Here is a 15,161-nt window from a genome sequence, read left to right as displayed (position 1 = left end):
CCCGCCCCTACACTTGGGATGATTGATTAGTCGGATATCATATGAACTGTTGAAATCCCAAACTTTTTACTGTCACCCGCCTTTCCCCTTAAAATTGTAGGGTGAAAACCAACCAAGAACATACAGAGAACACGAATGTTTTCTCTGGTTTTTCTCTGTATTTCGTGGTTTTTATTCATTCAATTTTTCTGTTAACTCCAGAAAAAAATTTACAGGAGAGTACCATTCGGCATGATTGTATTTGCAAAAATTGCTTCTTTCAAATGCTCTTCTGTAAGAAATAAAGCATTCGTTAAATTAGCTTCTTTAAATAGGGCTTTTTTTAATGAAGTTTGAGCTAAATTAGCATCCGTTAGATTAGCATCTGTTAGATTAGCATCTGTTAGATTAGCACCCGTTAGATTAGCTCTTGTTAAATTAGCACCCGTTAGATTAGCATCCGTTAAATCAGCACCCGTTAAATCAGCACCCGTTAAATTAGTACCCGTTAGATTAGCACCCGTTAAATTAGCTCTTGTTAAATTAGCACCCGTTAAATTAGCATCCGTTAAATTAGCATCCGTTAAATCAGCACCCGTTAAATTAGCACCGGTTAAATTAACTTTGCTGAAATTAAGCTCATTAAGCCGACGATTTTGTAAATCAATACCACTAAGATCTAATCCTGGTTTTAGTAGAATTGCTTCTAACTCCGAAGGGTAAACTATCTTAGGAAAGTATTGCCAATTACTATTGAGAAAAACGCCCTCCAAACTCACTCCAGTCAAGTCACAGAGACAAGAATCACTAATAAATGTACCTTGAAGATTAGCGTTGTGAAAAGTTGAGTGACTGAGATTACATCCATAAAAACGCGCATCATAAAAATAGGCATTCGTGAAATTAACTTGGCGCAAATCAACTAGAGGCTGACCGCTCCTACTTGACTCGTGCCACGAAACCTCACAAAAACGAGCGTTACTAAAATTAGCTCCTGTAAAACAGCAATGCCACCAAAAAATAGCATAGAACAAACGTGTATTGCTCAAGTTTGCTTCACTTAAATCACAATAATAAAAATTAACACACGAATCCCCTCCTAAATCGGCATGACTGAGATTAGCTCTTTGAAAGTCTACATCTTCAAAAGCTGACTCTAAGGTCGCATGGCTAAGATTTGCTCCTTGTAAACAAACATTTTTAAGTTCGCTTATCTTGCTGTAGCTGAGGTCGGCTCCTTCTAACAATACATCTTCTAGATATAGTATATTGCTATGGCTGAGATTTGCTCCTTGTAAACAAACATTTTTAAGTTCGCTTATATTGCTGTAGCTGAGATCAACACCTGTGAGATCAACATCTTCGAGATATTCAAAATTTCCCCTCTCAAACTCGGCATGGCTGAGATTTGCACCTTGTAAATAAACATAATACAGATTTGTTATTTTGCTGTAGCTAAGATCGGCTCCTTGTAAATAAACATGATACAGATTTGTTATTTTGCTGTAGCTAAGATCGGCTCCTTCTAACAATACACTTTCTAGATTTGCTATATTGCTATGGCTGAGATTTGCGCCTTCTAACAGCACATTTTTTAGATTTGTTATATTGCTATAGCTGAGATCAACACCTGTAAGATCAATATCTTCGAGATCCTGAAATGTTCGTTGTCCCGCTTGATAAGCATCTATTACGTCTTGTCGGTTCATCGTTGTACTACATCATGTATTCCGATTATAGCACATTTGAAAGATCACAAGAGGTTTCAACTTGATGGGTTATGCTCACGCTAACCCATCCTGCTTTTTAATTAATGTAAGAAATGACGCATTCCGGTTAATACCATAATCACCCCTAACTCATTTGCAGCTTTAATAGAATCTTCATCTCTCACACTTCCTCCCGGTTGAACTATGGCTGTAATTCCGGCTGCTGCTGCGGTGCGTACTGAGTCATCAAAAGGGAAAAATCCATCACTGGCTAAATATCCCCCTTTGGCGTTTCCTCCCGCTTGTTCTAGGGCAATTTTAACCGAACCAACCCGGTTCATTTGTCCGGCGCCAACCCCTAAAGTTGTGCGGTTTTTTGTCACAACAATGGCGTTAGATTTAACGTGTTTAACCACTTTCCAGGCTAACAATAATTCGGCTAATTGTTCGGGGGTGGGTTGTTTTTCTGTTACTACTTGCCATTCTTGAGGGTTTTCTACCGCATCATCGGAAGTTTGTACTAAAAATCCCCCCGCAATCATTTTAACGGTTTGTGACGGCCCTTGCATTAAATCGGGTAAAATAAATACTCTCAGTTTTGATTTTTTGTGAAGAATATCTGAGGCTTCTGGGGTACAACTGGGGGCGACAATACATTCTAAAAAGGTTTGGGTTAATGCCGTTGCTGTATCGGCATCAATGGCCCGATTTAAGGCGACAATTCCCCCAAAAGCGGAAACAGAATCCGCCTCAAAGGCTTTTTGATAGGCTTCAGAAAGACTATTTCCCATTGCAACGCCGCAGGGATTGGTATGCTTTAAAATGGCGGCTGCGGGTTCATCAGGAAACTCGGAAATAATTCGTCTAGCGGCTTCTAAATCCACTAAATTATTATAACTTAACGGTTTTCCTTGTAATATTTTTCCGCCAGCCCAACCTGTTGCAACAGTTCCCGTTTGATACCAAGTTGCAGGTTGATGAGGATTTTCTCCATACCGTAGGGCTTGTAATTCGCTGCCGCTTACGGTATAAACTGAAGGGAGAGGGGTTTCTTCGGGGGTTTCTTGTTGTTGTAAATAAGCTGAAATTGCCTGATCATAAGTTGCGGTATGGCGAAAGGCTTTTAACGCGCAATTTTGCCGAAACTCTAAAGAAATATCGCCTTGATTTTGACGCAGTTGTTCAATATATTCTGGATATTGTTCGGGATTACATAATACCGTTAAATGAGCATAATTTTTTGCTGATGCCCTTAACAAAGTCGGCCCACCAATATCAATATTTTCAATCGCTTCAGCTAATGTTACGCCTGCTTTTGCTATCGTTTGTTCAAAGGGATAAAGATTAACAACTACTAAATCTATCGGGCGAATTTCATGGGTTTCTAACTGTTGTAAATCTTCGGGAACATCTCGACGGGCTAAAATTCCCCCATGAATACGGGGATGTAAGGTTTTGACTCGTCCCCCTAAAATTTCAGGAAATCCGGTATAATCAGAGACTTTGGTAACGGATAAACCTGCTTCTTTCAAGGCTTTTGCAGTACCCCCACTACTGATTAAATCAAACTCAAATTCTTTGACTAAGATTTGGGCAAATTCGATGAGTCCTGTTTTATCGGATGTACTCAAGAGTGCCAAACGTGCCATGATGCCAACTTCCAATCTACAAACAACTTTACTATTTTGACATTGATTCAGCGTTATACCTCATCGATTTCTCTCGTTTGATTCAATCCTCGCTAACATAGAAGGTAATCTGAGTTCATTTGCTGCGGTTTCTCCGTCTTTTGCTATGACTATCTCTCGCTTTTTGCTTCTAATTTTCGGCGTCTGTCTAATTCTGGGGTTGATGATTTGGCTAATCACGTCTATCTCTGGATTATACAGTCAAATTGCTTGGTCTGCTCATCCGATTTTAGCGAATTTGCTGTTGCTGTTAATTATTGTTTTATTGGGGCTGTTAATTTTTGCCTTTTTTTATTATACCGGATTATTCAAAAAAACTGGCAAATCTCGTAAAAAACGCCCCTCAAATTTGCGGGTTCCTGTCGATAAAGCCTCAGCAACCGAAGAATCTTTAAAAACGATTCGCCAACAGGTTGATCACATTCAAGATGAAGTCGCCCGTCAAGCGATTATTAATCGAACAGATGAAATCGCAGAATATATATCTCGGGGTAATCTTAAAGTTGTTATTTTTGGTACGGGTTCTGCGGGAAAAACATCGATTGTAAATGCGTTAATGGGGCGAATGGTGGGAAAGGTAAATGCGCCGATGGGAACGACAGAAGTTGGAGAAACCTATCGTTTGCAATTAAAAGGGTTAGAACGAGAGATTTTAATTACCGATACACCGGGAATTTTAGAAGCGGGAACGGCGGGTTCGGAACGGGGAAAATTAGCGCGAACTTTGGCAACAGAAGCGGATTTATTACTATTTGTGGTTGATAACGATTTGCGACAATCGGAATATCAACCTCTCTATAGTTTAGCAGAAATTGGCAAGCGATCGCTGTTAATTTTTAATAAAATTGACTTGTATACAGAAGAAGATCAAAATATTATTCTTTCTCGTCTAGAAGAACGGCTGCAAGCGTTTATTTCGCCGGAAGATATTGTTAGCGTTGCGGCTAATCCTCAAGCCGTTATTTTGGAGACTGGAGAACAGTTTCAAGCCGAACCGGATATTATGCCGTTAATTCGTCGAATTGCCAAGATTTTACGAGAAGAAGGGGAAGATTTAATTGCTGATAATATGTTATTACAATCTCAACGTTTAGGAGAAGAAGCCCGCAATTTATTGGATACTCAACGCCGTCGTCAAGCGAATAAAGTGGTTGAACGGTTTCAATGGATAGGGGCGGGAGTGATTGCAGTAACGCCTTTACCTGTAGTTGATTTGTTAGCAACTGCTGCGGTTAATGCTCAAATGGTGGTGGAAATTGGCAAGATTTATGGCTGTGAATTAAATTTAGAACGGGGGCGGGAATTAGCCTTATCTTTAGCCAAGACATTAGCCAGTTTAGGCGTTGTGCAAGGGGCGATAAAATTAGTGGCAACTGCCCTACAATTTCATTTTGGGACGATAGTGATTGGCAAGGCAATTCAAGCCGTTACGGCGGCTTATTTAACTCGCATTGCGGGTAAAAGTTTTATTGAATATTTCCGTCAAGATCAAGATTGGGGAGACGGAGGAATAACAGAAGTGGTACAACGACAGTTTAAACTGACTCGAAAAGATGAGTTTGTCAAAAGTTTTATTCAAGATGCGATTGCCCATGTTATTGAACCCTTGAACTTGAATTTATCAGAAGAAGACGAGGAGGAGGAAGAAGATGATGAAGAACCAAAACAAGAATTTAACCTCCCTGTTCAAATCCAAAAACGTTCTGTTAATCCGTTTGAAAATGATTGGATTGATAGGGATTACAAGCGAGAGGATTGGTAAGTCTTGAACAATCAACTATGGCAGGTTATCATTAATCGGTTTTAGGAGATTTGCGTTCGCAAGTAGTCTTGAACTAAAACGCGAGTGTAATAATTTAAAGGATGCTCCTCCAGCGCTTGTTGAGGAGTCACCCACGCCCATTCCTCAATTTCTTCGTTGGGAGAAATGGTTTCGCTTTGACAACAAGCGTAGTAGTTAGCCATAATGAAATGAGCCTCTCGCACGAATTGAGGATCAATAACCGCTTCTTGCAACAATGCAAAGCGCACATTAAATAACTCTAGCCCGACTTCTTCTTTAAACTCTCTGAGTAAAGCTTTTTCAAGGGTTTCTCCCCATTCCACTTTACCACCCGGAACACCCCAAGTCCCTTTCCATTTTGTCGTCCTAACAATCAAAACTCGTCCGCTTGGATGAGCGACTAATGCTCCTACTGTTGTTAAAGGAAATAGCTGGCGAAGAGATTCTCTGACTGTTGAAGTTTGATCTAGCATAACCGAAATTTTCGCAATTGTTAGAGGGGACTAAAACAAATTGTCTCTGGAGCGAGTCAATTCTACAGCAATTTTGCCCGGAAAACCGGGAATAGGCGGCACAACTTTCGTCAAGCGTAGGCAGACTTTCTCGACGCGATCAAGTTGGAGTAAAGACTGAATCATTTGGGTCGCCAAATATTCGATAGTGTCGCTTTTAGAGGTTTCAATTTGCTGGCGGACACAATCAGTGGCTTGGCGGTAATCTAAGGTATCTTCTAAGAGATCACTTTTTCCGACAACAGCTAAGTCAAGCCATAGCGTTAAATCGACTTCAAACCACTGACCCAGTACCTTTTCTTCAGGTAAGTATCCCGTATAACCGTAGTAGCGTAGGCCCACGATCTCGATTTTATCCATCCATCCTCGCTTTAGTTGATTTAACTCTAAAATAACATGAAAACGCTTCAACGATTAACTAAATTGAATGGGCTTTAAAAAGGGTTGAACGTTTTTTCTGTACACCAACTCTATTCAGATTTTATTAGACTCAGATATCTATTATCAATAAGTTTGATGACTTCAGTTCTTGGCCTAAGTTTAGGGACGATAACTATCGCTCAACTGCCTAGACTGAGAGAAAAAAGTTAGCACCTTGCGATCTACAGGATGAGTCCTCTAAGGATTATAATACTGAGAGTCAAGGGCAGTAGAACAGATAAATCTAGATGGATCAAGTTTTTATGAGCGATCGCATATCTTCCTTTGTAGTACCCCGATTTTACCAAACTGCTATTGCCCTGGGGAGCAATTTGGGTGACTCTGGTGAAACCTTAGAAAAAGCCCTGCAAACTCTTGATCACATTCCCGAAATTCGGGTCAAACGGCGATCAAGTTGGTACAAAACAGCCCCCATTGGCCCAGCGCAACCGGACTATCTCAACGCTTGTGCTTTGCTAGAAGTACAACTCACACCTTACCAATTACTCCAAACTTTACTCAACGTTGAAAATCAATTTGGTCGTGTTCGTCAAGAGCGTTGGGGGCCACGAACTCTTGACCTGGATTTAATTTTGTTTGAGGATTTTATCTTAGAAACTCCTGATCTACAAGTTCCCCATCCTCGTATGAGTGAACGGGCTTTTGTTTTGGTTCCTTTAGCAGAGATTGCACCCCATTGGATCGATCCGATCTCCGGGAAGACAATTGCTGAATTGCTTGAACAAGTGGAGCGCTCAGGAGTCAATAAAGTCTTATCCATTTGAAGTTTGGATGTCTTTCTTTCGGTGACTTGATCTAAAAAAAGTCCATTGTATCTAAGACTGCCTTGATTTTCGGAACTTCATGGGTTCTGATCAGATCAGTTTTTCCGAGAAGAGCAAGTACAGCAAAAAAAAGTTGACCATTGCGACGTTCTTCTCCAAAGAATTCAAAGGCATGGGGAAGTTGTTGACAAATCGGAAATCCTAACGTCCTCAGTCGAAAGCTGGTTAGCATCGTTTTCATTTGATAGCGAATTCTCAGCAGACTTTCTTTGAGATTTTGGTATTCAAAACCAAACCCAGCATCGATAAAGATTTTCTTGACTCCTAAGCGAGTGGCGACTTCTATTTCTCTTGCGAAATACTCGTACATTAGCTCAACCGGATCGTCTCCTGCCGTAAAGTTAACAACTTCCCTGGCATTTCCCCCTTGAAGGTAGCAAATGATCACTCCAGCATCGAATTCTGAAACCAGTCGATAAATGGCTTCGCTGTCTTTTGAACCCGTCAAGTTGATTATATTTGCCCCAGCTTGCAAGCATTCTTTTGCCACTTGCGGGTTGTATGTTTCTACAGAAGTCAAAATTCCCCGTTTGTGCAGATCACGAAGCAGAGGAATAATCATGCTGATTTGTTTAAAATCCTCGACTCGCTCTGCCTTGCTACCTGTTGCTTCCGAACCAATATCAATAATATCAGCGCCCCCAGTATTCAGAATAATGCTACGACGAATCGCTTGCTCTGTCGTCAAGCAAATACTTTCTTTGTGTTTGGAATCTTTAGAAAGATTGACAACGCCTAAAATTGCTGATCGCACGTTAAAATCGAAGATCTGATCGCCGATCGCAAATGTTTCAACTTGGGCATCAAGAGCAGGCTGATATTTTTCGTGAATTTCGTAGAGATCCTCAAGCCGAAGCATAGGTAAATCGTGTTAACCGAGATGGTTTTATATTAGGTTCGTTCAAAGCATAGCACCCCATAGACTACAATTTCCAGCCTCCCGATACTTCTAATACTTGGCCTGTGATATAGTCGGCTGTGGGAGCCAGAAAAAACCTAACCGCATTGGTGATTTCTTGCAGGGTGGCGGGGCGTTTACTGGGTAAGCGAGGAATAACCCCTTCTAAACCAACGGAATTTTCAACAACTCCCGGTGCGATGATATTGGCGGTAATCTGATCGGGTATCAGTTCAACGGCTAGGGATTTGGTATAAATAATAATGCCCGTTTTAGCAATCATATAGGGTGTATCGAGGTTTCGAGCGAGGACGTTTTGAGCGCTTGCACAGGCAAAATTAATGATACGACCCCCGCCTGCGGCTTTGAGATAGGGAATGGCTGTGCGAGTTGTGTAAAAGGTAGAATTCAGGTTGGAGTTAAGGATTTCGTGCCATTCTTCTAGAGAAACTTCGCTTGTTTTCCGTTGCAAAAAGTTGCCAACATTGTTGATCATCACTGATAATCCTCCTAAACGATCAGCAGCCTGATCAACGAGTGATTGGGCGCGATCGCTGTCGGTAATATCTGCCTGAAGGGTGATTGCTTTAACGCCATAGGTTTGGGCTTCCTGAGCGGCTTGGTTGGCTGCTTGTTGATTGCGGTTGTAGTGAAAGGCAACATCAAATCCTTGTTGGGCCAGGTCGAGGGCGATCGCTCGTCCGATCCCCGTTGCTGATCCCGTGACGAGTGCTTGTTTTAGCATTCTGATTTTGCTTCTTTATCAGTCATAACATTGAATTTGTATTTTTTTATGTTACCGCAGTTGATTTACGTTAGGATTAATCATCTTAAAGCTTAGAATCAACTGGGGTTTGTTGCTGTAGGAATCAAAATTTTTTCGCCAACACTAATCTGAGAATGGGAGGAACCCCTCAAAAATCTGTTGAAGAATTCGTAACCCAACCATGTTAAAACGATAAACAGCAGAATATCAACAATTAGAGGAGGGGATTTTCGCGTAGACACTCTACTGAATAGGATCACTTCAATAGTAGTATAGATCAACACCACCATGAAACCTATTGTTTTCTGTGATTTTGATGGCACGATAACCGCCGAAGAAACTTTTGTTGCCATGCTCAAACAGTTTACTCCTAAAATGTCGGCGGAGATTATGCCAAAATTGTACAATCGAGAGTTAACCCTACGTCAAGGGGTACGACAGATGTTGGAGTCGATTCCTTCGGTACGATATCCAGAAGTGATTGCCTTTTCTCAAAGTCAGCAGATTCGCCCTGGATTGGTAGAATTGATTGATTTTTTGGATAGTCAAGCGGTTCCTTTTGTCGTGGTTTCCGGGGGAATTCGGATTATGGTTGAAACGGTATTAGGCGAATTAATCAATCGGGTTGCGGCGATTTATGCTGTTGATATTGACAGTCAGGGAGAGTATTGGCGGGTTAAATCTGAGTTTGAAGCTGGCACTGAATTAGTTGCCAAAGTGAAGATTATGGATTTGTATGAAAGTGATGAAAAAGTAGCGATTGGAGATTCAGTCACCGACTTAAATATGGCTCTGAGTTCGCCGCTTGTGTTTGCTCGAGATCGCCTTGCTCAATACCTTGATCATCAGCAAAAATCTTATATTTTTTGGAATGACTTTTTTGAAGTCCGCGATTATTTGGCTCAACGTTGGAATCGCTAGTTGTTCTCGATTTTATTAGTTTGGAGGCTGAATTGATATGGCTAAATTTACTCGGATTTTATCGATTGATGGCGGCGGCGTGCGCGGTTTAATCCCAGCTAAAATTTTGATTTATGTTGAGCAAAAATTACAGGAAAAAACGGGAAATCCCCAGGCTAAACTGGCTGAATATTTTGATTTGCTTGCCGGGAGTAGTGCCGGAGGGATTTTAACGAGCTTATATTTATGTCCTGATCCCAACTCGCCAACTAAACCCATGCTATCCGCAGAGGAAGTTTTACAGTTTTATTATGAGAAGTCTGATCAAATTTTTGCAAAATCCTTTTTGCATAGTTTACTGAATTTTGGAGGATTTCTCAATGAAAAGTATTCTCACTATAGCTTTGAAAAACTCTTGGCTACTTTCTTTGGAGATTTAAGATTGAGTCAACTTTTAAAGCCAAGTTTAATTACGGCTTATGAAATTGAACAACGCAAAGCTCATTTTTTTACTCAACATGATGCACGGCTTGATTCTCGATATGATTTTTTAGTTCGAGATGTTGTTCGTTCGACAAGTGCGGCTCCGACTTTTTTTGAAGTTGCTCAAATTAGATCTCTGAAAAATGAAGTTTATACCTTTGTTGATGGGGGAGTTTTTGCTAATAATCCCGCCCTTTGTGCTTATGCAGAAGTTCGTCATAAATTTAACCGTTACTTTAATTTAGATGAACGTTATGAAAGTGGCCCGACTGCCAATGAAATGGTTATTCTTTCTTTAGGAACTGGCGATGTTAAACGAATCTATCCCTACAATAAAGCGAGAAACTGGGGTAAGATTGAATGGTTAATTCCGTTGTTTGATATCATTATGACGGGAGTATCTGAAACCGTTGATTATCAGATGAAGCAAATTTATGACGCGATCGAAAAACATAGTCAATATCTGCGAATTAGTCCGGTTTTGAAGGATCAAGATATATTCCCGATTGATAATACTTCAGACGTTAATCTTCGGAGTATTGTTAAGTTAGGTCAAGAACAAACCGAAAAATATCAAAATCGTCTGGATGATTTTATTGATTTGCTGTTGATGTAGCGTCAAAAAATTAGTGAAGATTGCAGGAACAATTAAAATCATTCAAACCGTCAGAGATCACTAGACAGCACACCGCCGGATAAACCATGTTTAAAGATGCTCGGAATGCTCAAATTTTGTTTCTTTCCCTCTTTTTAGGTTTAGGGGTTAATACCAGAGACTGGACCATTAAACCTGAATTCATCATAGCAGTGATTGGCACTTGTTTATTAACCCAGGGTTTGATGATTGGGTTACAACAATTAAATTCTCAATCGCTTCAAGTTGGGGACTTTAATAAAGCAAGTTTATCCTCCTGGAAAAGTGCTGTAATTACCGCTTTGGGATTATGTTTATTATTGCGGGCTAACAGTGAAACAACGATGATACTCGCCGGAGTTTGTGCGATCGCCAGTAAGTTTATTTTACATTACCGAGGCAAACATTTCTTCAACCCAGCTAACTTTGGAATTATTACGGCTTTAACCCTCACCTCCGATGCTTGGGTTTCTCCCGGACAATGGGGAACCGAAAGCTGGTATTTTCTGTTATTCTTAGGACTGGGTGGAATGATCTTAAAACAAGTCGGACGTTGGGAAACCTCAGCCACATTTTTAGCCACCTACGCCGGACTAGAAGCCATTCGTCATCTCTATTTAGGATGGAGTTTTGATGTCTATACTCATCAGTTAATGAGTGGGAGTTTGCTATTATTTGCCCTATTTATGTTAACCGATCCTCGTTCCATTCCCAATGCTTCTAAAAGTCGGATCATTTGGGCAATGAGTATCGCTGTTCTCACGTTTATTCTACAGCATTTATTCTTTTTGTCAACCGCTATATTTTGGGCTTTATTTCTCCTGTCTCCCCTAACGCTAGTTTTCGATGAAATTTGGTCAAATCCTCGGTTTATGTGGTTAAATTCTCGTTCAACTCAGTTTTCCCTTTAACCTATTTTTTTTCTTTTGTTGACTGACCATGAAAAAGATTCCTCAACTTTCAATTCTCCTCCCCTTAATTCTAGCAGTTTTTACTCTATTTGCGCCCTCTGCTTGGGCGTTTTGTGGATTTTACGTCGCGAAAGCCGATAGTCGTTTATACAACCAAGCCTCACAAGTTATTCTGGCGAGAAATGGAAATCGCACCGTTTTAACAATGGCGAATGACTACAAAGGAGACGTTAAAGATTTTGCATTAGTTGTTCCAGTTCCCGTTGTTTTAACTGAAGATCAAGTGCGAGTCGGTGAACCCAAAATCATTGAACGAATTGATGCTTTTAGTGCGCCTCGACTGGTTGAATATTTTGATGATAATCCTTGTATGACTTATCCCGGTGGAGGCACCCGAGGCGGCGGAGATGTGTTTCTGCAATCAGCCCCAGAAGCTGAAGCCCAAAGCAATAAAACGTTAGGTGTAACTGTAGAATCTCGCTTTACCGTCGGAGAATATGATATTATTATTTTAAGCGCAAAAGAATCCGATGGATTAGAAACTTGGCTGATTCAAAATGGGTATCAAATCCCTCAAGGAGCGAGTCAGCTTTTACAACCTTATATTCGACAAAATTTAAAGTTTTTTGTTGCTAAAGTCAATTTAACCGAATTTGATCAGGCGGGTTTTCAATCGTTACGTCCATTGATGATGGCTTATGAATCACCCCGATTTATGTTACCGATTCGCTTAGGGATGATGAACGCCACCGGAGAACAAGATTTAATTGTTTACTTGCTTTCTCCTCAAGGTCAAACCGAAATGACCAACTATCGAACAGTGAAAATTCCGTCTAATGTAGACGTTCCTGAATTTATTCAAAATAAGTTTGCCGATTTCTACCAAGCAATGTTTAAAACCGCCTATGAACAAGAACAAAAAAGAGTCGGATTTTTAGAATATTCTTGGAATATGCAAGGCTGTGATCCTTGTGCGGCTGACCCCTTAACCCCTGAAGAATTGAAGCAAGCAGGTGTCTTTTGGTTAAACCCCGGACAACAGACAAATGTGTTTATCAGTCGGGTTCATCTGCGGTATACTCGTGAGACGTTCCCGGAAGATTTACAGTTTCAAGAAACCGGAAATCAAGAGTTATTTCAAGGACGATATGTGATTAATCATCCCTACACAGGTGAAATGACTTGCGATCTCGCTGACGCCTATCAAGAATCTGTTCGCGATCGACAAGAAGAAGAAATCCAAAATTTAGCCCGGTTAACCAATTGGAATATTAACGATATTCGCAGTCAAGCCCATTTACTCCCCGTTGAAGAAAAACCCTGGTGGCGGCAGTTATGGGATTAACGAACCAACTGTGACATTTTATTAAGTTAGATTGAGAGACTCATCCCTAGTTTTTCGGCAGATTTCCTGCTATAAATAGAGTGAATCTCTGCCAAAAATACCCCCATTAGAAAGGCTATGGAAATTGAGCGGACCTATGAACGTTTACCTTTGGAGTGGCACAAAGAAACCCTCAACAATGATCGCCGTTGGTTAGAGTCAATTATTCGCAATGCAGCACCCTTTTCTGACGGATGGACAAAAGCCCGTATTGTGCAGCTTGCTTACACTCAACCCACAGGCGTTAAACCCGAAACGGTTTATGGTTTACCCACCTATGGCGGTTATAACAGAGAACAGGCGATTGTCGAGGCAATTCATTCAACTTGTGATCCGAATGAATACCCAGAATTTGCCAAACAAGTGAATGAAAATTACGTGATTCGCACCCTGAATAATTGGCACAATAAACAGTTTACCCCGGCGGTGAGTCGCAACTTTGAAGTTTTTGTGAATCGAGAATATTCTAACATCTTTTTAGTCATTAGTACAGCCCCAACTTCATTAAATGTGGCTCGAAAATTACCGCCAATCGATCAATTTCGTCCCCTCTTTAATATTGCGGAGTTGGGGATTATCCTGCGATCGCAAAACTTCAAACGCTTGACTCTGAGAACTCATGGTTACTCAACTCCCGCAGAACTATTCTATACATCTTTTGATAGTGAAGCGGAATCCTTGTGCTTGAAAGGGCCGATTAATTATATTGGCACCTTAGAAGATAAAAGTGCTTATATTGGCTATACTTGGCCGGGAGAACAACCCTTTTTTACCCCCGCACTCTGGACAGATGCGCGATACAATTGGGGGATTTTCTTCAAGTTTTTATTAACGATGGCATTATTGGCTTTGACAGCCGGAACAGTGCTTTATATCCTTGCGGCTTTAGCCATTGTTCCCCTCTTACAAACTTTCGGATTTGAACCCATTTTAGATCCGCTTTGGGCTTGGTTCAACTTCTCAAAAATCGGAGCATTAATTGTACAGTGGCAAGCGGTAGTTTTTGTCGTCTTTGTCCTGTGGTTATTATTAATGCAAATTTTGCGATTAGTCGTCTATCAACGCGATCGCTATCGAGCCATTCATTACGGCGCACCAGACTTAGCAGAGTTCTTTTGGCGCTTAGATAAAGTCTTGGGGCAAAATCCTTATATGAGTATGCCGTTTGACCCCGAAACTCAACCTGATCCGACTTTTCCCCCTTTAAACGTCAATTTAATCGGGCATAGTATGGGAGGATTAGTATTAGTCAATGTTTTGAGAATATTATCCGATAAATTCGGCAAAGACGAACGAATTGAAGAACAAAAAAATCAGATGGGAGATTATCTAATTCTAAATAAACTCATTTTATCTGCCCCTGATATCCCCCTAGAATTCCTGCGAGAAGGACGGAATAACTATGTCCGCTCTGCCATTCAACGCTGTCAAGAAATTTACTTATTTTCCAGTGATCGAGATCTGGTTCTCCGATATCTGTCTTTACTCGGCAATTGGTTTACCGAACCCAGTTTAGAAATGTCAGGATTACGGTTAGGAAATGTTTATCTAAAACCGATTAAAACCGTGCAAAATCAAACCGAATATCGTCCTTATATTCGAGTGATGGTAACGACACAACCAGCCGTAGAACCCACTTCAGCCTACGACTTATTTGAAAAGTTCAATTATCTCGACTGTTCCCAAATGAAAGGCGTAAATACCGTTGATTGGCAGTTAAATATCTGGAATGGTTTGATAATTGATGCGATAAATACCATTGCAAATTTTCGCCAAAAAATTGATGTACATAGCGGTTATTACCTCGTTGAGACACCGAGTTTTAAGATCTTGAAATTTTTGATTACCCGAGATGACTTGTCTCACACCGAAGCGAGCGCTGAAATTAACCGTTTAATCAAAGATACACCCATCCGTTTCTGGCCTTGTCAACCGTTTATGAGTCAGGGAACCCGTTAAAATCAAACCCTTTGAAATTCAACTGAAGAAAAACACAAAGGCACAGAGACACAAAGAGCGAATCTTCCTGTCTTTGTTTCTTTGTGGTGAGTTTTCCTTTCTCAACAATGTCATCTGAAGAAAAACACAAAGGTACAGAGACACAAAGAGCGAATCTTCCTGTCTTTGTTTCTTTGTGGTGAGTTTTCCTTTCTCAACAATGTCATCTGAAGAAAAACACAAAGGTACAGAGACACAAAGAGCGAATCTTCCTGTCTTTGTTTCTTTGTGGTGAGTTTTCCTTTCTCAAC

13 protein-coding genes are annotated in these 15,161 nt (G+C 40.7%); 7 read left to right on the top strand and 6 right to left on the bottom strand.

Going from position 1 to position 15,161, the window contains the following annotated elements; genetic code table 11:
- Window positions 1-209: 209 nt before the first annotated feature.
- Window positions 210-1,688, bottom strand: a complete 1,479-nt coding sequence (locus WN50_RS09955; protein ID WP_046276482.1) for a pentapeptide repeat-containing protein — start codon at window positions 1,686-1,688, stop codon at window positions 210-212.
- A 101-nt stretch (window positions 1,689-1,789) separates the two neighbouring features.
- Window positions 1,790-3,337, bottom strand: a complete 1,548-nt coding sequence (purH, locus tag WN50_RS09950; RefSeq protein WP_046276481.1) for a bifunctional phosphoribosylaminoimidazolecarboxamide formyltransferase/IMP cyclohydrolase — start codon at window positions 3,335-3,337, stop codon at window positions 1,790-1,792.
- A gap of 145 nt (window positions 3,338-3,482) precedes the next feature.
- On the opposite strand from purH, the gene WN50_RS09945 reads away from it, so the two are divergent.
- The gene (locus WN50_RS09945) at window positions 3,483-5,138 is read left to right on the top strand and encodes a YcjF family protein (protein ID WP_046276480.1); all 1,656 of its coding nucleotides are present in this window, start codon (window positions 3,483-3,485) and stop codon (window positions 5,136-5,138) included.
- Between the two features lie 41 nt (window positions 5,139-5,179).
- Here the strand turns inward: WN50_RS09945 and WN50_RS09940 are convergent, their stop codons facing one another.
- Both WN50_RS09940 and folB read right to left on the bottom strand, forming a co-directional pair.
- Window positions 5,180-5,632 (bottom strand): NUDIX domain-containing protein, encoded by a 453-nt coding sequence (locus tag WN50_RS09940; RefSeq protein ID WP_046276479.1) that lies wholly within the window; start codon window positions 5,630-5,632, stop codon window positions 5,180-5,182.
- 30 nt (window positions 5,633-5,662) lie between these two features.
- Window positions 5,663-6,031 carry a dihydroneopterin aldolase gene (folB, locus tag WN50_RS09935; protein WP_046276484.1) on the bottom strand — a complete coding sequence of 123 codons (369 nt, stop codon included), beginning with the start codon at window positions 6,029-6,031 and terminating at the stop codon, window positions 5,663-5,665.
- A gap of 323 nt (window positions 6,032-6,354) precedes the next feature.
- Between folB and folK the strand changes: the two genes are divergently transcribed.
- On the top strand, window positions 6,355-6,876 hold the full coding sequence (folK, locus tag WN50_RS09930; RefSeq protein ID WP_046276483.1) for a 2-amino-4-hydroxy-6-hydroxymethyldihydropteridine diphosphokinase: 522 nt from the start codon (window positions 6,355-6,357) through the stop codon (window positions 6,874-6,876).
- Between the two features lie 31 nt (window positions 6,877-6,907).
- Here the strand turns inward: folK and WN50_RS09925 are convergent, their stop codons facing one another.
- Window positions 6,908-7,795: a dihydropteroate synthase gene (locus WN50_RS09925; protein WP_046276478.1), complete on the bottom strand. Its 888-nt coding sequence runs from the start codon at window positions 7,793-7,795 to the stop codon at window positions 6,908-6,910.
- A gap of 64 nt (window positions 7,796-7,859) precedes the next feature.
- Entirely contained in the window at window positions 7,860-8,579 is a 720-nt protein-coding gene (gene tmpR / locus WN50_RS09920) for a bifunctional dihydropteridine reductase/dihydrofolate reductase TmpR (RefSeq protein ID WP_046276477.1), read from the bottom strand.
- A 309-nt stretch (window positions 8,580-8,888) separates the two neighbouring features.
- On the opposite strand from tmpR, the gene WN50_RS09910 reads away from it, so the two are divergent.
- From WN50_RS09910 to WN50_RS09890, 5 genes are all read left to right on the top strand, one after another.
- Entirely contained in the window at window positions 8,889-9,521 is a 633-nt protein-coding gene (locus tag WN50_RS09910) for an HAD-IB family phosphatase (protein ID WP_046276475.1), read from the top strand.
- Window positions 9,522-9,558: 37 nt separating this feature from the next.
- Complete coding sequence (locus tag WN50_RS09905; RefSeq protein WP_046276474.1) at window positions 9,559-10,599, top strand: patatin-like phospholipase family protein; 1,041 nt, start codon at window positions 9,559-9,561, stop codon at window positions 10,597-10,599.
- Window positions 10,600-10,685: 86 nt separating this feature from the next.
- Window positions 10,686-11,528, top strand: a complete 843-nt coding sequence (locus WN50_RS09900; protein WP_046276473.1) for an RnfABCDGE type electron transport complex subunit D — start codon at window positions 10,686-10,688, stop codon at window positions 11,526-11,528.
- Between the two features lie 28 nt (window positions 11,529-11,556).
- Window positions 11,557-12,873 (top strand): DUF2330 domain-containing protein, encoded by a 1,317-nt coding sequence (locus tag WN50_RS09895; RefSeq protein ID WP_046276472.1) that lies wholly within the window; start codon window positions 11,557-11,559, stop codon window positions 12,871-12,873.
- Window positions 12,874-12,990: 117 nt separating this feature from the next.
- Window positions 12,991-14,871 carry an alpha/beta hydrolase gene (locus tag WN50_RS09890; RefSeq protein ID WP_046276471.1) on the top strand — a complete coding sequence of 627 codons (1,881 nt, stop codon included), beginning with the start codon at window positions 12,991-12,993 and terminating at the stop codon, window positions 14,869-14,871.
- Window positions 14,872-15,161 lie beyond the last annotated feature (290 nt).

It is taken from the genome of Limnoraphis robusta CS-951 (genome assembly GCF_000972705.2).
The sequence above is the reverse complement of the archived record's forward strand: the minus strand, read 5'-3'. Positions and strand labels throughout refer to the sequence as shown.